The sequence below is a fragment of the Marinomonas posidonica IVIA-Po-181 genome (assembly GCF_000214215.1).
Classification (GTDB): domain Bacteria; phylum Pseudomonadota; class Gammaproteobacteria; order Pseudomonadales; family Marinomonadaceae; genus Marinomonas; species Marinomonas posidonica.
The window spans coordinates 352,298-372,872 of the sequence record NC_015559.1; the positions used below are offsets into that span (position 1 = coordinate 352,298).

Genomic DNA, 20,575 nt, shown 5'->3' on the forward strand with positions numbered 1-20,575 from the left:
CTCTGCTGGCCTCTATTTACCTCATTGATTTAAAATACCCGCACCATTTCCCCCAAAACTACAAATGAGGCAATAACCAACATGCTAACCCTGCATGGTTCCGCAGCGCTATCAGCGTTTCGTAAGGCAAAGTTATTAGCGAATATGACTGCATCTGTCCCGTCTGTTACTGATGTTGACGCTCAGTTTATTCATTTTGTTGAACTGGCTGATGATCAGTCTCTTACGGCTGAACAAAATGTTGTTTTGCAACGAGCGCTTGCATACGGCCCTAAGTCGGCAGACATTCAATCGTCTGATCAGAGCGTATTAGTTGTCCCTCGCTTGGGCACAATTTCTCCTTGGTCTTCTAAAGCAACGGACATTCTTCATAACTGTGGTTTGGCTGCGGTGACTCGTGTAGAGCGTGGTGTTGAATATTTTATTCACAGTAGCAAGCCTCTGACGTTAGAAGAGTTAGACTTGTTATCCGCTATGTTGCATGACCGTATGACAGAAAGCGTGCTCCCGGCATTGAGTGACGCTGCGCAAATGTTCTCACATGCAGAACCGGCTCCAATGACCAGTGTTGATATATTAGCTGGTGGTCGTGCCGCTTTGGTTGAGGCAAACCAAAGTTTAGGCTTAGCACTGGCTGACGATGAAATTGATTATTTGGTTGAGTCTTTTGTCGAGTTAGGACGTAACCCCATCGACGTTGAATTAATGATGTTTGCTCAAGCGAACTCAGAGCATTGTCGTCATAAAATTTTCAATGCGTCTTGGACCATTGATGGCGAAGAGCAAGAACGCTCTTTGTTTAAGATGATCAAAAACACCCATGAGCACAATCCTCATGGCACCTTGTCTGCTTATAAAGACAATGCAGCAGTGATGGAAGGTCATCATGCTGGCCGTTTCTTCCCGTCTTCTGAGTCTCGTGAATACGACTTCAGTCAAGAAAACATCGATATTTTGATGAAGGTGGAAACCCATAATCACCCAACGGCGATATCGCCTTTTTCCGGTGCGGCGACCGGTTCTGGCGGCGAAATTCGTGACGAAGGTGCGACTGGAATTGGTTCAAAACCCAAAGCTGGGCTGAGTGGTTACACAGTATCCGACCTTAAAATCCCAGGGTACGAACAGCCATGGGAAAGCCATTACGGCAAACCTGCCCGTATTGTGACGCCATTGGACATTATGATCGAAGGTCCAATTGGTGGTGCGGCATTTAACAATGAATTCGGACGTCCAAATCTACTGGGCTATTTCCGAACTTACGAACAAAAAATTCAGGGCGCGTCACAAGAAGAAGTGCGTGGTTATCACAAGCCGATTATGTTGGCCGGTGGTCTTGGTAACATTCGTCGTGAACACGTTGAAAAAGATGAGATTAAAGTCGGCGCTAAGCTTATTGTGCTTGGTGGACCGGCAATGTTGATCGGTCTGGGGGGCGGTGCAGCCTCATCTATGGCCTCGTCTGATGGCAACGAAGACCTTGATTTTGCTTCCGTGCAGCGTGGAAACCCTGAAATGGAACGTCGTTGTCAGGAAGTGATCGACCGTTGCTGGCAATTAGGGGATAAAAACCCAATTAGCTTTATCCACGATGTGGGCGCAGGTGGTTTGTCGAATGCCTTGCCAGAGTTGGTCAAAGACGGTGATCGTGGTGGTAACTTCGATTTACGTAAAGTGTTAAACGATGAGCCTGGTATGTCGCCACTTGAAATTTGGTGTAACGAGTCGCAAGAACGTTATGTTATGGCCGTCTCGGCTGATCGAGTGGATGAGTTTAGTGCGATTTGTGAGCGTGAGCGTTGCCCGTTTGCCATTGTAGGGGAAGCGAAAGAAGAGATGCACTTGCAAGTGGCCGATGGGCACTTTGATAACAAGCCTGTGGATCTTCCCATGTCAGTCCTATTCGGTAAGCCGCCGAAGATGCATCGTGAAGCCACCAAAGCGGTGATTGCTGGTGATGATTTCGCCGCAGACAAGTTGGATTTGGCCGATGCGGCTCAGCGAGTATTGAGTTTGCCGACGGTGGCGAGCAAAAACTTCCTGATTACCATTGGGGATCGTACGATTACTGGTATGGTTGCGCGCGATCAAATGGTCGGCCCTTGGCAAGTGCCGGTAGCGGATGTGGCCGTGACCACGTCTTCTCTAGATAGCTATACGGGCGAAGCCATGACCATGGGAGAGCGTACTCCTGTTGCGCTATTAGATGCGCCGGCTTCTGGTCGTATGGCCGTTGGTGAGGCCTTGACTAACTTAGCGGCGGCTCAGATTACTCAGCGTAACCAGATTAAGCTGTCAGCAAACTGGATGGCTGCTGCAGGTCATGAAGGGGAAGACGAGAAACTTTATCAAACGGTTAAAGCGGTTGGTATGGAACTGTGTCCTGCACTGGATATCGCGATTCCAGTGGGTAAAGATTCCATGTCGATGAAGACAGTTTGGAAAGAAGGCGAGCAAGAAAAAGCCGTCACGTCACCATTGTCTTTGGTGATTTCGGCATTTGCACCGGTTGTCGATGCTCGTAAAACCTTAACGCCAGAATTACAAAATAAAGCCGATACTCAGCTTTTATTGATCGACTTGGGTGCGGGTAAGAACCGTCTAGGTGGATCCGTGATTGCTCAGGTTTACAATAAGTTAGGTAAGCAAGTGCCAGATGTTGATGATGCGGCTGCTTTGGCTGGTTTCTTTGATACCACTCAAGCATTAAACGCGGAAGGTAAACTGTTGGCCTACCATGACCGCTCTGATGGTGGTGCTTTTGCTACGCTAACAGAAATGTCATTTGCTAGCCATTTAGGTTTGAATATTGACCTTGATGCGATGGTGTCTTCGGCTTCTCAAGTTGCGCCAGCCTTATTTAATGAAGAGCTGGGTGCGGTGGTTCAGGTTAATCAAGCTGATGTTGAGGGTGTTATTGCTGCCTATGCGAAAGCAGGCGTTGCTGTTGCCTCAATTGCTACCTTATCGGGCGATGATCAAATTCGTGTGCGTTTAGCGGGTGAAACACTGTTAGAGGAAACTCGTGTAAATTGGCAGCGAGTTTGGTCAGAGACCAGTTACCGTATTCAGGCGATGCGCGATAATCCAGAATCGGCACAGCAGGAATTTGATAACTTATTAGATGCGCAAGATCCGGGCTTATCTACTAAGGTAGCTTTTGATCATAATGAAGATTTGGCCGCCCCTTTTATTGCAAGCGGTGTTAAACCTCGCATGGCGGTTCTCCGTGAACAGGGTGTTAACGGTCAAGTTGAAATGGCTGCTGCATTTCATAAGTCAGGTTTTACCCCTGTCGATGTTCATATGAGTGATATTTTGTCAGGTCGAATTGATTTGGCGGAATTCCATGGTTTGGTTGCCTGCGGTGGATTCTCTTACGGTGATGTTTTAGGTGCGGGTGAGGGGTGGGCGAAATCCATTCTGTTTAATGCTCGTGCGCGAGACCAGTTTGAGGCGTTTTTCAACCGCCAAGATACCTTTAGTTTAGGGGTGTGTAATGGTTGTCAGATGTTGTCTAACTTACATGAACTGATTCCGGGAGCACAAAATTGGCCGAAGTTTGTTCGAAATCAATCGTCGCAATTTGAAGCGCGTTTGGTGCAAGTTGAAGTTCAAAAGACAAATTCGATTTTGTTGGCTGGTATGGAAGGTTCTCGTTTGCCAATCGCCGTAGCACATGGTGAAGGTCAAACGGAATATCGTAGTGAGCAGCATTTGACGGCACTAGAAAGTGCGTCGCAAATTGCGCTACGTTATGTTGATAACTATGGTCAAGCGACGGAACGTTATCCGTTCAACCCGAATGGATCGGCTCAAGGTATAACGGGCCTAACAACGGAAGATGGTCGAGTCACCATTATGATGCCGCACCCAGAGCGTGTGTATCGTACGGTTCAGCATAGCTGGCACCCAAGTGATTGGGAAGAACAAGCGCCTTGGTTGCGCTTGTTCCAAAACGGCCGTAAATGGTTAGGCTAATGTAGTCGGTTAGCAAATTATAAAAGTGTTAAGAAGGCCCTCTAAGCAATTGGTTAGAGGGCTTTTTTTATGACTGGTGATTCGTGTTTTGTTGTAAATAATGGATGAGTTGTTGCAGGTTGGGTTGAGCGTAAGAGCTGTATTCCAGCCCGTAATAACGGTCTTTGTTCCCTTCTTGTGGAAATAGGGCAATCAAACGGCCTGCTGCCAACTCATCTTGAATCAAAGCACTAGGGCAAAGTGCGACCCCTTGGCCTGCAAGTGTGGCCATTTTTAATAAATGGAAATCTTCATAGATCAGCTTTCGATCAGAGGAGAGTGTGAGATCAAACTGAGAAAACCACGTCTGCCAACTGTGTTCGGAATGGTCGTGCAACAAGTTTACTTTGAGCAAAGAGGTTGGGCTGTCTATTGGATTGGAGTGGTTCAAATAAAGAGGGCTACAGACTGGAATCGTTTGGCCTGTAAACAAGGAGACGATCTTGTACTGACTGCTATGATTTGGGAGAAAACTGCTGATGCGTAGGCTATTCTCGTCTAAATATTCAGGTGCTGAAGAGTGATAACGAATGATTAAATCCAGCTCTGGGTGAGCTTCTTTGAACGTCAGTATTAGTGGCAATAACCAAGGCTCTAACAAAGATGGTAAGCAATATAGTGTCAGCCGTTGCTGATGGTTTGGTGTTTCATTTAATAGAGTGTGATCAATGTGGTCAAAAGGTTGGGCTAGTTGTTCAGCGAGAGCCAAGCCTCTGGGAGTCGCTTTTAATTGGCGGCCATTTTTATAAAACAAGGCGTAACCCAGCTGTGACTCTAATCGTTTAATCTGATGGCTAACTGCGGATTCAGTCAAACTTAAATGGTCAGCAGTTTGCTTTAGGCTGCCAAAACGTACGACCAAATGAAAGGTGTGGAGCGAAGTGTAGGGAAGGCTCATATAATCACTTTAATAATTGTCATGTATTTAGAAATAATATCAATTTATTAATGTATCTGCTTTTCCTAAGCTTAGGTTACTCACTTATCGTATTTGGAGATCATCATGGCAAAAGTGGAAGCGGCTTATCGCAAAGGTCCTGATTCAAAACTCACGATTGATACCGATTTTTATGATGCTTTAAAAGAAGGCAAGGCCAAGCGTACCTTGGTTGAAAAAGTGCACATACCATTGCGCTCTGGAAAGGCTTGGAAAGTGCCGGCTGGTCACATATTTCGGGTATTGGTACCTGAGGGACCGCAAGTTGGAGATTTCAATATGTGGAACTTGCATGACCCGAGGGAGAAAATGTGGGCGTCCAGAACACGACAACTACAAAGTGCCCATGTCAGTACGCACGATAGGATTTGGTCAACCTTGCCATTTTTACGTCCAATGGTAACCATAATTGATGATTCTTTGGCGGAATACGGTGAAGACAAAGATGGTGGACGAGTGCACGATCTATTGGGAACTCGTTGCGATCCTTATGTTAATCATCTCTTAACAGGAGAAGACTTTGATTTTCATTGTCATTCAAATTTAGTGAGGGCGGTTGTGCCATTTGGTTTAACCGAATTTGATGTGCATGATGTTTTGAACATATTCCAATGTACTGGTCTGAATGAAGACGACCAATACTTTATGAAAGCCTGTCCTGCGAAAAAAGGTGACTATCTAGAGTTCTTTGCCGAGATAGATTTGTTATGTGCATTATCTTGTTGTCCAGGAGGGGACTTGTCGGTCGATCTTTGGGGGCCGGATGCGAAAGATCCATTATCCACATGTCATCCTTTGGAAGTTGAAATCTATCAATTAGAAGAAAGTGCTTTGTCGACATGGCAAAGTCCTAAAAGCCCAAATTATAAAGGTGGTCATGGAATGCAATCGCCAAGCACGGATTGGAATCTAATCAAAAAGGCGCAAAGTTAGTCTTGCTGTTTGTTTTTTATACAAAAATGCCTGTATATATTGCAAAAAAAGTGTATGTGACGTTTTTTTTACATTAATTAAAATAAAGCTAAAAAAGGGCTTGCTAAAAATCTGTAGATCCTTAATATACGCCCTCGCTGACACGGACAGGGCTTCACTCTCTAGTAGAGGTAAGCAGCTTAAGTGGCACGGCAACGCTCTTTAAAATAGATAATCAGATAATTTGTGTGGGCGCTCGCTAGGGCTTCAAAAAAAATTGAAGTCTTACGAGAGTCAAACACGTCAATTCGCTTTATTAAGTAATTGTTAGTGTTTCGAATTTTGAGTAAGCAAACTTTTTAACTGAAGAGTTTGATCATGGCTCAGATTGAACGCTGGCGGCAGGCTTAACACATGCAAGTCGAGCGGAAACGATGATAGCTTGCTATCAGGCGTCGAGCGGCGGACGGGTGAGTAACGCGTAGGAATCTGCCTAGTAGAGGGGGACAACATGTGGAAACGCATGCTAATACCGCATACGCCCTTTTGGGGAAAGGAGGGGATCTTCGGACCTTCCGCTATTAGATGAGCCTGCGTGAGATTAGCTAGTTGGTGGGGTAAAGGCCTACCAAGGCGACGATCTCTAACTGGTCTGAGAGGATGACCAGTCACACTGGGACTGAGACACGGCCCAGACTCCTACGGGAGGCAGCAGTGGGGAATATTGGACAATGGGCGCAAGCCTGATCCAGCCATGCCGCGTGTGTGAAGAAGGCCTTAGGGTTGTAAAGCACTTTCAGGAGTGAGGAAGGGTAGTTTGTTAATACCAAATTACTTTGACGTTAGCTCCAGAAGAAGCACCGGCTAACTCTGTGCCAGCAGCCGCGGTAATACAGAGGGTGCAAGCGTTAATCGGAATTACTGGGCGTAAAGCGCGCGTAGGTGGTTTGTTAAGTCTGATGTGAAATCCCAGGGCTCAACCTTGGAATGGCACCGGATACTGGCAGGCTAGAGTACGGTAGAGGGGTGTGGAATTTCCTGTGTAGCGGTGAAATGCGTAGATATAGGAAGGAACATCAGTGGCGAAGGCGACACCCTGGACTGATACTGACACTGAGGTGCGAAAGCGTGGGGAGCAAACAGGATTAGATACCCTGGTAGTCCACGCCGTAAACGATGTCTACTAGCCGTTGGGTTGTAATGACTTAGTGGCGCAGCTAACGCAATAAGTAGACCGCCTGGGGAGTACGGCCGCAAGGTTAAAACTCAAATGAATTGACGGGGGCCCGCACAAGCGGTGGAGCATGTGGTTTAATTCGAAGCAACGCGAAGAACCTTACCTACTCTTGACATCCAGAGAACTTAGCAGAGATGCTTTGGTGCCTTCGGGAACTCTGAGACAGGTGCTGCATGGCTGTCGTCAGCTCGTGTTGTGAAATGTTGGGTTAAGTCCCGTAACGAGCGCAACCCTTATCCTTACTTGCCAGCACTTCGGGTGGGAACTTTAAGGAGACTGCCGGTGACAAACCGGAGGAAGGTGGGGACGACGTCAAGTCATCATGGCCCTTACGAGTAGGGCTACACACGTGCTACAATGGCGTATACAAAGGGCAGCTAACTTGCGAGAGTGTGCAAATCCCATAAAGTACGTCGTAGTCCGGATTGGAGTCTGCAACTCGACTCCATGAAGTCGGAATCGCTAGTAATCGTGGATCAGAATGCCACGGTGAATACGTTCCCGGGCCTTGTACACACCGCCCGTCACACCATGGGAGTTGATTGCTCCAGAAGTAGCTAGCTTAACCTTTCGGGGATGGCGGTTACCACGGAGTGGTCAATGACTGGGGTGAAGTCGTAACAAGGTAGCCCTAGGGGAACCTGGGGCTGGATCACCTCCTTAAACGATATGAAGCACTGGTGAGCGTTCACACAAATTATCTGATGGCTATGAGTTCTCATAGCAACCTATCTTAAAAGCGTTTTAGACAAAGTGTTAAGCAAGACACTAATCACAACACATTGTGTTGGTTAGTTTCTGACTTAGTGCTTTGCACTAAACTTGCTCTTTAACAATTCGAATTTTGAAATAACGATGAATCAAGCGTTAAACCGGTGGAAAGCACTTTAACCTAGTGACTTTCTATTATCGTAAATCCAGAGAAGAGACAAAAGCTTCTTTGGTATGTGATTCTTAATATGACACTCTTCTGAGTGGAAACTATTTTGGGTTATATGGTCAAGTGACCAAGCGTGCACGGTGGATGCCTTGGCAGTCAGAGGCGATGAAGGACGTGGTAATCTGCGAAAAGCTCGGGGGAGTCGATAAACAGACTTTGATCCCGAGATGTCCGAATGGGGAAACCCACTCTACTTGTAGAGTATCCCACAGTGAATACATAGCTGTGTGGAGGCGAACCCGGGGAACTGAAACATCTAAGTACCCGGAGGAAAAGAAATCAACCGAGATTCCCTAAGTAGCGGCGAGCGAAAGGGGATTAGCCCTTAAGTTGATTTGGTGTTAGTAGAAGACTCTGGAAAGGGTCGCCGTAGAGGGTGATAGCCCCGTATACGAAAACGCCATTTTAATGAAAACGAGTAGGACGGGACACGTGTTATCCTGTCTGAATATGGGGGGACCATCCTCCAAGGCTAAATACTCCTGACTGACCGATAGTGAACCAGTACCGTGAGGGAAAGGCGAAAAGAACCCCTGTGAGGGGAGTGAAATAGATCCTGAAACCGTGTACGTACAAGCAGTGGGAGCCGATTTATTCGGTGACTGCGTACCTTTTGTATAATGGGTCAACGACTTATTTTCAGTAGCAAGGTTAAGCGAATAGTGGAGCCGTAGGGAAACCGAGTCTTAATAGGGCGTTTAGTTGCTGGGAATAGACCCGAAACCGGGCGATCTATCCATGAGCAGGTTGAAGGTTGGGTAACACTAACTGGAGGACCGAACCCACGTACGTTGAAAAGTCCGGGGATGACTTGTGGATAGGAGTGAAAGGCTAATCAAGCTCGGAGATAGCTGGTTCTCCTCGAAAGCTATTTAGGTAGCGCCTCGCGTATTGCCATTGGGGGTAGAGCACTGTTTGGGCTAGGGGGTCATCCCGACTTACCAACCCCATGCAAACTCCGAATACCAATGAGTATGAGCGCGGGAGACACACGGCGGGTGCTAACGTCCGTCGTGGAAAGGGAAACAACCCAGACCGTCAGCTAAGGTCCCAAAGTTACAGTTAAGTGGGAAACGATGTGGGAAGGCTCAGACAGCTAGGAGGTTGGCTTAGAAGCAGCCATCCTTTAAAGAAAGCGTAATAGCTCACTAGTCGAGTCGGCCTGCGCGGAAGATATAACGGGGCTCAAACTGTACACCGAAGCTACGGATTCAAGATTTATCTTGGATGGTAGAGGAGCGTTCTGTAGGCCGTTGAAGGGAAAGCTGTAAGGCATCCTGGAGGTATCAGAAGTGCGAATGTTGACATGAGTAACGATAAGGGGAGTGAAAAACTCCCCCGCCGGAAGACCAAGGTTTCCTGTCCCATGTTAATCAGGGCAGGGTGAGTCGGCCCCTAAGGCGAGGCAGAAATGCGTAGTCGATGGGAAACAGGTTAATATTCCTGTACTCGTGTATATTGCGATGGAGAGACGGAGAAGGCTAGGCCAGCGCGGCGATGGTTGTCCGCGTTTAAGGTTGTAGGCTGGGGTTTTAGGTAAATCCGGAACCCTTTAAGGCTGAGAATTGATGACGAGTCCTCTTTTGGACGAAGTGGTTGATGCCCTGCTTCCAGGAAAAACTTCTAAGCTTCAGATATACAGGAACCGTACCCCAAACCGACACAGGTGGTCAGGTAGAGAATACCAAGGCGCTTGAGAGAACTCGGGTGAAGGAACTAGGCAAAATGGTACCGTAACTTCGGGAGAAGGTACGCCGGCCGGTGTGAAGGACTTGCTCCGTAAGCACTAGTCGGTCGAAGATACCAGGTGGCTGCGACTGTTTATTAAAAACACAGCACTCTGCAAACACGAAAGTGGACGTATAGGGTGTGACGCCTGCCCGGTGCTTGAAGGTTAATTGATGGGGTTAGCGTAAGCGAAGCTCTTGATCGAAGCCCAAGTAAACGGCGGCCGTAACTATAACGGTCCTAAGGTAGCGAAATTCCTTGTCGGGTAAGTTCCGACCTGCACGAATGGCGTAACGATGGCCACACTGTCTCCACCCGAGACTCAGTGAAATTGAAATCGCAGTGAAGATGCTGTGTATCCGCGGCTAGACGGAAAGACCCCGTGAACCTTTACTATAGCTTCACAGTGAACTTTGAACCTACTTGTGTAGGATAGGTGGGAGGCTTTGAAGATAGGACGCCAGTTCTATTGGAGCCAATCTTGAAATACCACCCTGGTACGTTTGAGGTTCTAACTCAGGTCCCTTATCGGGATCGAGGACACTGTGTGGTGGGTAGTTTGACTGGGGCGGTCTCCTCCCAAAGAGTAACGGAGGAGCACGAAGGTGTGCTCAGCATGGTCGGAAATCATGCATAGAGTGTAAAGGCAAAAGCACGCTTAACTGCGAGACAGACACGTCGAGCAGGTACGAAAGTAGGTCTTAGTGATCCGGTGGTTCTGTATGGAAGGGCCATCGCTCAACGGATAAAAGGTACTCCGGGGATAACAGGCTGATACCGCCCAAGAGTTCACATCGACGGCGGTGTTTGGCACCTCGATGTCGGCTCATCACATCCTGGGGCTGAAGCCGGTCCCAAGGGTATGGCTGTTCGCCATTTAAAGTGGTACGCGAGCTGGGTTTAGAACGTCGTGAGACAGTTCGGTCCCTATCTGCCGTGGACGTTTGAGATTTGAGAGGAGCTGCTCCTAGTACGAGAGGACCGGAGTGGACGAACCTCTGGTGTTCCGGTTGTCACGCCAGTGGCATTGCCGGGTAGCTACGTTCGGACGGGATAACCGCTGAAAGCATCTAAGCGGGAAGCCTCCCTCAAGATAAGATCTCACTGGAACATAAGTTCCCTAAAGAGCCGTTGAAGACTACGACGTTGATAGGTTGGGTGTGTAAGTGCTGTGAGGCATTGAGCTAACCAATACTAATTGCTCGTGAGGCTTGACCATATAACACCAAAGTGGTTTTACTGTATAATGGAGCGATTCATTAACAGGCACATAGATTACGATCCGGTTTAACACTTGATCCACGTTATTTCAAAATGAATTGTTAAAGATCCAAGCAACGTATTCGCGTGTTTTGGTTGCAGAGTAGAAGAGCTCGAACCGGAACGATACGCAAACCGAATTGCTTGACGATCATAGAGGCGTTGAACCACCTGATCCCATCCCGAACTCAGAAGTGAAAAGCGCCATCGCCGATGGTAGTGTGGGGGATCCCATGTGAGAGTAGGTCGTCGTCAAGCTTTAAATTAAGAAGCCCTGATAGGTTATCCTGTCAGGGCTTTTTTACGTCTGGAGAAAAGTCAGTCATTGCCACATCACATCCTCAGAAGCTCTATATACAAATGGTCTTTATCTTAAGGGATTTGCCATAGGTCAGCTCATCGAGCGGGAAATCGCAAATACTATTCAATTTTAGGACTAAAAAATTGCAGAATTATCTTTCTCCAATTGAAGTATTGTTAAGCGCGTGACACTTATTACTGATATCTAGGATTCACTATGAGGTGGTAGGAATTCATTTTAGTGTTAGAAAATGTTTAGGATTCGAACAACTTAAGATAAATAAAAAGAGTGAGAACTTCTGAATTTAATTCAAAAAAATTTGAAGTCAATTATTAATTTTTAATAAAAATATCATTTTTGCCTGTATTGTTTGTGTAAGGAAAATATAGTTTTCCTCCACATTCTTCAGTTTTTTTTTCACATTCTTCAGTTTTTTTCCGCTTATTATAGTTTTTCGTGAACAATGTAGCTTTGTGTAATTTTTATGCAGCTTTTGTGCGACTTTTGTGCGGTTTTTGCGTGGTTTGCATTCTCTTCTATTTTTTAAGTGTATGGTATGCAAGTTTCTAATTCGATGGGTATTTATTTAAGGAAGTACTGTGAAATTAAATTTAAAACAAAAGTTATTTGTCATTTTTTCTGCGATTCTATGTATCACATTGGTTTTAGGTTTTTATCCGTTGCGTTCACAGTCTGATCAAAGTGAAATACTTCTCAATGTTATTTTTGCTGATGAAGCCTTTTATCGGTCTCGGCTTGCACAAGCGGATTATATTATTTTAAACGATTCAGAGCTTATCAATGAAGTGTCTGATAATGCTCGAAATGCTTTTCAACATCTTGATGATGCTAGCTCCAGTATGTCTCTCGAAAGTTCCATTGAGCGTGTTGGTGAAATTAAGAAAAATATCAGTGATTTTTTGGATTTATTTAATGAATATGCAGAAATAAATAATGAATTGTCGGTAAAACTAGATGTGCTCCTTCAAGAGGCCGCTGACATAAGAATCATTATTAAAGAAATAAAAGATGATTTAATTAAAAATAACTCTGCCTCTTCTGTCGATCAAAAAACGCTCATTAGTCTGGATAGGTTAGGTAATCATTTTAATGCTGCTGATGTGTATTTTTGGCGTTATAGTGAAAAGAAAACGGACGAGCTAAAAGGTCTTATTGAGCAATCAATAGCAGGTCTTTATAAAGAAAAAGATAATTTTGAATTAATCTATAAAACTCAAAACGAGATTTTGTTTAATCGATTGGACAAGGATATTGCCGCTTATCGAGAGGCTTTTGAACATGTAGTCAAACATAACGCCTTGCTGGAAAAAAATAAGGTGACAATGATCGCTGCGGCCTATACCGCTTCTAATGATACTTCTGTCCTGGTTGATGCTGAGGTGCTAGTCGCTAAGCAGCATACTGAGTTTGTTAATAAGGTGACCATAGGACTGATTGTTGCGGCCTTTATTATTTGTTTGCTGTTAGGGCGATGGTTAACTCAGAGCATTATGCGCTCTCTAAAAAACTCTATTGATTTTGCCGAGGGCATTGCAAAGGGAGACTTATCTCATACCCTTGATGACTTAGGACATGATGAATTCAGTCAATTGAATAGAGCATTGTGTGAAATTGTGGTTTCGCTACGTAAGGTGATGGATCAAATCATTCTTGTGACCCGTGAGCTTGAGCAATCCAGTCATCAGATTTCCCTGTCTGTAGATAATACGGTGGTGTCAGTACAACAACAGCAACAGGAGACGGAGTTGGTTGCCACAGCGGTTAATGAATTAGCTGCCGCCGCCGTGCAAATTACACAGAATGCTCAGGGGGCATCAAGTACCAGTCTTGAAGCGGAGAAAGGCGTTGCCGTCTCACAAAAAGTCGTCGCTCAAACAGAAGGGGCCATGTCAGAGTTATCTAATACACTTAAGCATGCGACGTCAGTAGTGGATGATCTGAGTAGCAATAGTGCAAATATAGAAGGTATTTTGGTGGTTATTCGCGGTATTGCAGATCAAACCAATCTTTTAGCTTTGAATGCCGCTATTGAAGCTGCGCGAGCAGGAGAGCAGGGACGGGGTTTTGCTGTTGTGGCGGATGAAGTTCGTACACTAGCACAGAAAACACAAGATTCGATCAGTGAAATTAATACCATCATAGAATCTATTCAACAGGGTGCCGAGAGCGTTGTGCGCGAGATGGTATCTTCCAATGAAAAAGGTGAATTGGTGGTTTCCTTAACCACAGAATCGAGCGATTCGCTCAATCAAATAGTGAATTCAATCAGAGCCATTGTGGAGACCAATAATCAGGTCGCGGTTGGCGCACAAGAACAATCGCTTGTGGCGGAAGAAGTGGATAGAAATATTATTAAAATTAAAGGGCTATCGGATGGTAATAGTAACCACTTGGGAGCTATAAAAGGTCAGATTGATGCGTTGTCTGTGCAGACTAAATCGATGGGGCAGTTGGTTAGCTTTTTTAAAGTCTAGCTAGGGAAGGTACGAACAAGTTCACTGGATACGGCAACGGCTTCTCTGTGTTAAGAGTGATTGAAAGGTATTAACCTTCCTGCTCACTCTTGCCTTGATAGACCGTTTCTCTGATAAGACTGACGTTCAGAAGACTTATTCGTACCTTCCCTAGGACTTAATTGCATTTTAAAGAAAGAGGCTATGGCCTCTTTCTTTCGTTTATCGCCAAGGGTAAGAGTATTGTTCATTCGCATTTTTAATTTGCGTTATTTGAGTCTTTTCGTGAGCTTGATGGTAGCAATAACTTGGCTGATGTCATCCGGGTCTCTTTGAATTTGAAAGCCTAGGTGTTTACAGAATTGAATCATGCGTTTGTTTTCCGCCAACACGATGCCTTTCATGATTTTTAACCCCTTGTCATATGCGACTAAAAACAGTTGTCTCATCAGGTAGGAGGCTAAGCCTAGTCCTTGGAATTCATCTCCTAAGACCACAGCGAATTCACAACTCTGATCGTCAAAGTTATCAATATAACGAGCGGTTCCAATCAGTAAGTCCGTGTCTTCTCGGTTAATGACGGCAAGTAGGGCCATTTCTCTGTCGTAATCTATGTGCGACATGGTAGACAGCATGCGAGGCGTAAGTTCTTCAATGTTTGAGATAAAACGGAAGTAGCGGGTTTCATGTGACATATTGCGAACAAAGTCCGCTATGATGCCTGAGTCTCTTGGTAATACTGGACGAACGATCGCCTGTTCGCCATTTTTAAGTGACAATTCGCTGACCCATTGTCTAGGGTAGGGTTGGATGGCAAGGTGTTCATAACGTCTTAAATGTTTGCTGTCTTTCAAACTGGCACTGACATCGGCATACAGACTGCCACTATCATGAATACGAACGTCCGCTAGGTCTAAATGGTCAATCTCAGGCAGCTCACAGACAAGGGTAGACAGGTTGCGTAACAAGCCTTCCAATTCATAAGACGTCTCATTTGGTAAGGCTCTTTGTATTAGGTCTTTTGCCAGCAAAGTATTCAATGGAGGCAAGGCAACGGCTTCGGCTTGTTGGTGTTGTTGCGCGCCTTCTAATGCTAAGCCAATGGCTGGTCCAAATACTGGATCTTGAAATACCCGTATGTGTAAAGGCGCAGCCAGCAGGTGGTGGGCCTGTCTTCGTGTTGTTAGTCGAATATGAAATAGTTCAAAGATGTCTTTGAGATCGTCTAACCCCAAACTTGACGACTGTCGTTTGTGGAGTTTTGTGAGTTGCTTACTGGCTTGATTCACGTCTATTTGAAAACGAAAAGCGTGGCTGTCGGCGGCTTGTTTTGCCAACAGTTGGTTGCGTTGAAATTGGACGAGAAATTGAAAGCCTTCGATCGCAGTTTCGGGGGTTCTAAAGGTCGGAATGCCCGCTTCATTAATACGCGTTCGCATTTTTGTCATGCCTCCACCACCAAGCAAACAGACCATGACCAGCTTTTTCTGTTGACGATGCAGTTGCGTAATCAGCTCATAAAGTGAATCAATGTCGATCAAAGCGGTTGGGCTCAAGGTGAGCAATACCGCCCCACAGGCCTCATTATTGAGAGCATCTGCAGCGAGATTAATAAACAGATCGGTTGCGCTACTGGCCCATACGGTGGTGACGGTGCCAATGCCACCACGCCCCGCCATGGTTTGCTCGAGTTGTTGCTGGAGTGGCCCTTCTGGTGTCAGCAGATCAATGCCTAATTCCATGGCTCGCTGGGCCGCTAATTCTCCAGGACCAGCGCCGTTCCCTATGATGAGTAGAGAGCCTTCTTTAACTCGCCTTGCATTGGTCATCACCGAAGCGGCAGCAATCAGATCGTTTAAACGTCTACCACGGACGGCACCGGTACGACTAAGGGCCGCATCCAAGACACGTTGATCTGCGCCAATAGCATGCTCGGCGACCACAGCAACAGGCTTGCTTCGACCTGTTGCTCTTAAGCTACTGAGAAAGCGTGTCGGACGCCCTATTTTCTGAAGGTACATCAAGATGGCTTGGCTGTCGAAATCCCGAGATAAGTAGTCCAAGACCTGTGATGGCATCACATCAACAGGGGACCCCATGGCGACGACTTGTGAGAAGCCAATGCCTTGCCAGCTAGCCCAGTCCACTAAAGCACTGGCCACTGTACCCGATTGTGACATAAGGGCAAGCTTGCCAGTCAAAGGCTGGGTTAAGCCTAGCCATGCAAACACTCCTTGTTTGGGCCGACATACACCAAAACTGTTGGGTCCGAGTAGACGAACATTATGCTCTCGAAGGGCCTCTGTGAGTTCGTCTGTTGAGGTGTCTGTCCAAGACAGCATTAGTAGAGAATGAATATTGGCTTTACCACAGGCGGCGATAATGTCTTGCATGCTGGTATTAGGATAAAGGCCGACCAATACTGCAAGGTCGACGGGCGCATTTAGTTCATCTAAAGACGCGCAATGAGGGAAATCATAAGACCGGCTCGGTTTTACACCTACTAAATAAACGGGACAGGACTTTGGAGATTTGCCTAATGAGTTTAATAATGCGAACAATAGTGCATTATCTGAGTCGTCTCCGGTTAGTATGGCCATGGATTTAGGAGCAAGAAGGGGTTGCAATGCGTGTTGACTCACGGGGTTGTCTCCTTGCCTAAATGTTCAATATTGGTCGGTGAAACTTGCTTCGAAATAGAAGAGAGCCTGTCTAATTCGAAACAAGTATACGCTGACTCCCACATGTGTGTGGCATTCGCAATCTAGTAATCGTTGCTGTTGTCAGTGGACTTGTTCGTAACTTCCCTAAACAATAGCATACATACTCAAAGTAAGAATTGTAGACTATGGTAGGGTAGACGGTTTTGACGGTAATGTGGCTTGATATACCGCAAGATCATCTTAAACATAATCATTTTATTTTGGATTCACATGACGACGGCCTACGTAACGCATTTTCATTGTGATAAACACAACATGGGCGCAGATCATCCAGAATCACCACAACGTCTGGGTGCCATTCAGAATCGTCTGATTAATGGTCAGTTGATGGACTTCTTACGCCATATAGAAGCGCCAATGGCTACTCGAGAGCAGTTAGTGGCGGCTCATCAGCCAGATTATGTGGACTCGATTTTTGCTCGTGCACCTGAGGAAGGGCATGTAGAACTGGAAGCTGAGACGATTATGATGCCACATACATTAGAGGCGTCTTTGTATGCAGCGGGCGCCGTGGTGAAAGCGGTGGATTTGGTGATGACGCAACAAGTCGATAATGCGTTTTGTGCCGTTCGTCCGCCAGGTCATCATGCTGAGTTTGATAAAGCGATGGGCTTTTGTGTGTTTAATAACATTGCCGTGGGGACGAGGTACGCTACCGCTCAATATGGTTTAGAGCGAGTCGCCATTGTGGACTTTGACGTCCATCATGGTAATGGTACAGAGGACATCTTCAAGCAAGATCAAAAGGTGCTCTATGCTTCGAGCTATCAGCATCCTTTTTACCCTTACAGTGACCCTGGAGCGTCCCATGACAATATTCTGCACATGCCTCTTGAGGCTGGATCAGGGAGCGCAGCTTTCCGGCAAGTCATAATGGATCAATTAATGCCTGCACTGAATGACTTCAAACCACAGTTGATCATGATCTCAGCAGGCTTTGATGCGCATAAAGAAGATCCAATGGGACAATTAAGGTTGGATGAAGCCGATTACACTTGGATCACTGAACAGTTGTGTGATGCGGCAGAACGCCATTGTGATGGTCGTATTGTTTCTGTGTTGGAAGGCGGCTATAACATTGATGCCTTAGGACGTGCTGCCTTTTGTCATATTCGTAGTTTGATGCACTTATAAAATGGTGCTTTCAATAAAGGGTTGTTCGTTTTTAAAGAGTACGATTAATATAATATCGATAATATGCAATCAGATTACTTGTAAGAAAAAGCACTTCCATGAGAACGCCTAGTGGTGAGTGAACAATGGCATTATTAATAATCCAGAAAACCGTTCCAACCATCATGAATTGTCTTAGTTTCTTATCATGTTTGCAAAAAACGGCAGAGGTTTTAATCATTGACCCTAAGCAAGCAAGAATACTTGCGATGCCTGTAAAGGTTAAAAATAACACAGCAATTGGTATGATCAAAAAAGGAATGGCTACTTTTCTTGATGGAAAAAAGATACTTACAAAATATCGAACGCTTCCCATAAACATTAGCCAAGCCGCAGTTGGCTGTTCCAGAAGGTAAAAATGAGTGGCGTTGAATGCAGCGGCTAGGAAAAAACAAAAAACTATGATTTTTCTTTTTTTGAATTGAAAGGATATTAAGTCAAAAAAAATAGTAAAAATTAATAGGCATTGAGATAAAACAAAATTGTCCAAATGATGTCGTCCCTGGAAATATATAAAATATTGATGACCACTTTTTTCAATCATATATTTTCTAAGGCTATATGAAATACAAAAAATTATATGGATTATCAGTGTCGTCATCATGACTAAGAGCGACATAAAGAAGACTCTATGAAATGATGACGCCTAGGGAAGGTGCAATAAGTCTGCTGAACGTCAGTCTTATCAGAGAAATGGTCTATCAGGGCAAGAGTGAGCAGGAAGGTTAATACCTTTCAATTACTCTTAACGCAGGTCGGTTTTCTGAGGCGTTATTGGTGCACCTCAGAAAGGAAAAACGTCATATTCTGCCTGCTTCCAAAAGGGTTCAGAATGAATGAACAATCTGTCCATATCAAAAATAGCCGCTTGCATTACGACCTAGAGTGAAACCATCTTTAACATTACCAGTATACGGGTTGTGATGTTTCCTGACCATTGGCGAAGAAGTAACCTGCTTTTGGCGTAACAAAGACAGTTTGGCCTTTTTCAAAGCAATGCTTATCAAAGGCTTTGTGAGGCAAATCCACTTCCCAGATGTTGTCGCAGTGCCAATCAATTGGGTCAAGCTCCAATCTTACTTCAGCGCCAATAAGGTTTATGGCGATGACTTTCAGTGGTAATGAAGCGTATTCGGTGGCGACTGAAGAAACATGGAATTCATGCGAGCGTAGATATATTTGCCCTGCTTTTTGTGGTGCCTCATCTGGTAACTGAAGACTGGCCACACCGTTTTGCCATTTCTCGTTGTTAAATTGCGCATCAAAAACGTTAGCATTGCCTAAGAAATCAAACACAAAACGGCTGTTTGGTGAGGCATATAGATCGCCTGGTTGATCAATTTGTTCAATATGACCATTACTCATCACCACGACTCGATCCGACAACTCTAGGGCTTCTTCTTGATCGTGGGTAACAAACACGCTAGTAAATCCTAACTCATCATGTAAACCACGTAGCCAGCGGCGTAGTTCTTTACGCACTTTGGCATCCAAGGCACCAAAAGGTTCATCTAACAGCAGCACCTCTGGTTGTGTGGCCAATGCTCTGGCCAAAGCAATACGTTGCTTTTGACCTCCAGATAATTGAGATGGGAAGCGTTGTGCTAGGTGGCCAAGCTGAACCATATCGAGTAAATGCATGACGCGTTTACGAATGGTGGCGGCATCAGGACGCTTTGACTTGGGTAACACTTCTAAGCCAAAGGCTACATTATCGGCCACAGTCATATGACGGAACAGGGCATAGTTCTGAAACACAAACCCTACACGACGGTCACGAACATGTAGATTGGTGACATCGCGGTCACCAAACTGAATTCGACCTGAATCTGCGCCTTCCAATCCTGCAATGATGCGTAATAGGGTGGTTTTACCAGAACCGGATGGACCCAGTAGACCAATCATTTCGCCTTCATTAATGTCTAATGACAAGGGCGATAAGGCCTGAAATGAGCCAAAGTGTTTGGAAATATTTTCAATCAGAATGCTCATTTTGCTACCTGCTTTTCTTGGTCTGATTCATGTCGCATAAGTTTTTCTTGGCGCCATTCAATGTAAGCTTTAAACAATAACGTGATCAAAGCAATCAAGGCTAATAAAGAAGCGCTGGCAAACGCCGCGGCCGCTTGGTAATCCTCATATTGCAGTTGCACATGCAGTGGTAAGGTGTTGGTTTCACCACGAATATTACCCGACACCACAGAGACAGCACCAAATTCACCCACCGCACGGGCATTGGTTAGAATGACACCATAAATGAGCGCCCATTTTATATTCGGTAAGGTGACGCGACGGAAGAGTTGCCAGCCAGAAGCGCCTAAAATGACGGCGGCTTCTTCGTCTTCTCGACCCTGTTGTTGCATCAATGGAATGAGTTCTCGTGCAACAAACGGACAAGTAACGAAGACGGTGACCATGACAATGCCAGGCCAAGCGAACATCAACTGAATGTCTTGGTCGTACAGCCAAGAACCGATCCAGCCATTATTGCCATACAACAATAAGTACAGTAAACCTGCCACAACGGGTGATACTGCGAAGGGGATGTCCATTAAGGTCATTAATAGTTTGCGCCCAGGAAATTCAAAGCGTGTCACTGACCAAGCTAACATAACACCAAATACTAGATTGATGGGGACGGTAAGTAAGGCAACAAATAGGGTTAACCCTATAGCATGCAAGGTATCGCCTTCGAGCAGGCTGGCGAAATAATGGCCAACGCCTTTAATCAATGCTTGCTGAAAGATACTGATGAGCGGCACGACCAATAGTAATATGGTCAGCAGCAAGGTGATGCCGATTAGCGTGTATTTGATAAGAGGGCGATCACCAACTCTTAATTGATGAGACTGTCCTGTTTGATTAGACAT

Annotated in this window: 9 protein-coding genes and 3 rRNA genes; 7 read left to right on the plus strand and 5 right to left on the minus strand. The window is 45.5% G+C overall.

Features of this window, described 5'->3' with window-relative positions:
* Positions 1–81: 81 nt before the first annotated feature.
* Positions 82–3,981 carry a phosphoribosylformylglycinamidine synthase gene (purL, locus tag MAR181_RS01580; RefSeq protein ID WP_013794862.1) on the plus strand — a complete coding sequence of 1,300 codons (3,900 nt, stop codon included), beginning with the start codon at positions 82–84 and terminating at the stop codon, positions 3,979–3,981.
* Between the two features lie 67 nt (positions 3,982–4,048).
* On the opposite strand, the gene MAR181_RS01585 is transcribed toward purL, so the two are convergent.
* Positions 4,049–4,918, minus strand: a complete 870-nt coding sequence (locus MAR181_RS01585; RefSeq protein ID WP_013794863.1) for a LysR substrate-binding domain-containing protein — start codon at positions 4,916–4,918, stop codon at positions 4,049–4,051.
* A 105-nt stretch (positions 4,919–5,023) separates the two neighbouring features.
* Here MAR181_RS01585 and MAR181_RS01590 point away from each other — a divergent pair, with 105 nt between their 5' ends.
* The 5 genes from MAR181_RS01590 (at position 5,024) to MAR181_RS18005 (ending at position 13,830) form a co-directional block, all read left to right on the plus strand.
* Complete coding sequence (locus MAR181_RS01590; RefSeq protein WP_013794864.1) at positions 5,024–5,890, plus strand: urea carboxylase-associated family protein; 867 nt, start codon at positions 5,024–5,026, stop codon at positions 5,888–5,890.
* A gap of 339 nt (positions 5,891–6,229) precedes the next feature.
* Positions 6,230–7,769: ribosomal RNA gene (locus tag MAR181_RS01595) — 16S ribosomal RNA — on the plus strand.
* 334 nt (positions 7,770–8,103) lie between these two features.
* Positions 8,104–10,993: ribosomal RNA gene (locus tag MAR181_RS01600) — 23S ribosomal RNA — on the plus strand.
* 184 nt (positions 10,994–11,177) lie between these two features.
* Positions 11,178–11,292: ribosomal RNA gene (rrf, locus tag MAR181_RS01605) — 5S ribosomal RNA — on the plus strand.
* The 16S, 23S and 5S rRNA genes sit together here, the layout of an rRNA operon.
* 642 nt (positions 11,293–11,934) lie before the next feature.
* Positions 11,935–13,830: a methyl-accepting chemotaxis protein gene (locus MAR181_RS18005; RefSeq protein WP_013794865.1), complete on the plus strand. Its 1,896-nt coding sequence runs from the start codon at positions 11,935–11,937 to the stop codon at positions 13,828–13,830.
* A 248-nt stretch (positions 13,831–14,078) separates the two neighbouring features.
* On the opposite strand, the gene MAR181_RS01615 is transcribed toward MAR181_RS18005, so the two are convergent.
* Positions 14,079–16,451, minus strand: coding sequence for a bifunctional acetate--CoA ligase family protein/GNAT family N-acetyltransferase (locus tag MAR181_RS01615; protein ID WP_013794866.1), 2,373 nt, complete (start codon positions 16,449–16,451; stop codon positions 14,079–14,081).
* 291 nt (positions 16,452–16,742) lie between these two features.
* On the opposite strand from MAR181_RS01615, the gene MAR181_RS01620 reads away from it, so the two are divergent.
* Positions 16,743–17,666, plus strand: a complete 924-nt coding sequence (locus tag MAR181_RS01620; protein ID WP_013794867.1) for a histone deacetylase family protein — start codon at positions 16,743–16,745, stop codon at positions 17,664–17,666.
* Between the two features lie 31 nt (positions 17,667–17,697).
* Here the strand turns inward: MAR181_RS01620 and MAR181_RS01625 are convergent, their stop codons facing one another.
* From MAR181_RS01625 to cysW, 3 genes are all read right to left on the minus strand, one after another.
* Positions 17,698–18,249 (minus strand): YgjV family protein, encoded by a 552-nt coding sequence (locus tag MAR181_RS01625; protein WP_083815580.1) that lies wholly within the window; start codon positions 18,247–18,249, stop codon positions 17,698–17,700.
* Between the two features lie 359 nt (positions 18,250–18,608).
* The gene (locus tag MAR181_RS01630; protein ID WP_013794869.1) at positions 18,609–19,697 is read right to left on the minus strand and encodes a sulfate/molybdate ABC transporter ATP-binding protein; all 1,089 of its coding nucleotides are present in this window, start codon (positions 19,695–19,697) and stop codon (positions 18,609–18,611) included.
* On the minus strand, positions 19,694–20,575 hold the full coding sequence (gene cysW / locus MAR181_RS01635) for a sulfate ABC transporter permease subunit CysW (protein WP_013794870.1): 882 nt from the start codon (positions 20,573–20,575) through the stop codon (positions 19,694–19,696). The genes MAR181_RS01630 and cysW overlap by 4 nt, the downstream gene beginning before the upstream one ends.

Excerpts from the sequence above, each read along its gene's own strand:
- MAR181_RS01585 (WP_013794863.1), bottom strand. The coding sequence starts at position 4,918 with ATGAGCCTTCCCTACACTTCGCTCCACACCTTTCATTTGGTCGTACGT.
- cysW (WP_013794870.1), bottom strand. The coding sequence starts at position 20,575 with ATGTCTAATCAAACAGGACAGTCTCATCAATTAAGAGTTGGTGATCGC.
- MAR181_RS01590 (WP_013794864.1), top strand. The coding sequence starts at position 5,024 with ATGGCAAAAGTGGAAGCGGCTTATCGCAAAGGTCCTGATTCAAAACTC.
- purL (WP_013794862.1), top strand. The coding sequence starts at position 82 with ATGCTAACCCTGCATGGTTCCGCAGCGCTATCAGCGTTTCGTAAGGCA.
- MAR181_RS01630 (WP_013794869.1), bottom strand. The coding sequence starts at position 19,697 with ATGAGCATTCTGATTGAAAATATTTCCAAACACTTTGGCTCATTTCAG.
- MAR181_RS01620 (WP_013794867.1), top strand. The coding sequence starts at position 16,743 with ATGACGACGGCCTACGTAACGCATTTTCATTGTGATAAACACAACATG.
- MAR181_RS01625 (WP_083815580.1), bottom strand. The coding sequence starts at position 18,249 with ATGATTGAAAAAAGTGGTCATCAATATTTTATATATTTCCAGGGACGA.